Annotated in this window: 1 protein-coding gene; it reads right to left on the minus strand. The window is 71.0% G+C overall.

Features of this window, described 5'->3' with window-relative positions:
* On the minus strand, positions 1–314 hold a 314-nt coding region (locus tag B2R83_RS09125), incomplete at both ends, for a PAS domain-containing protein (protein WP_292040317.1).

A 314-nucleotide genomic window follows, 5' to 3' on the forward strand; every position in this document is an offset into this window, starting at 1 on the left:
GGCGTCGCGCAGCACGGTGCCGCGGTCGAAGATCTCGGCATAGCTGCCGTCGGCGCGCCGGAAGCGGTACTCGCCGACCCAGCCGGTGCCGCCGCCTTCGATCACCGCGTGGATGTCCTCGTCGATGCGGGCGCGGTCGTCCGGGTGGATGTGCTCGATCCACCACTCGGCGCTGGTCTTGTCGAGCGCGTGCCCGAACAGGCTGTGCAGGGCCTGGTTCCAGATGACGTGGCCGTCGGCGATGCGCCAGTCCCAGATGGCGTCGTTGGTCGCCAGCCGGGCAAGGCGGTAGCGCTCGGCCGCCTCGTGCAGCT

The organism is Massilia sp. UBA6681 (genome assembly GCF_002454935.1).
Taxonomy (GTDB): Bacteria; Pseudomonadota; Gammaproteobacteria; order Burkholderiales; family Burkholderiaceae_D; genus Telluria; species Telluria varians.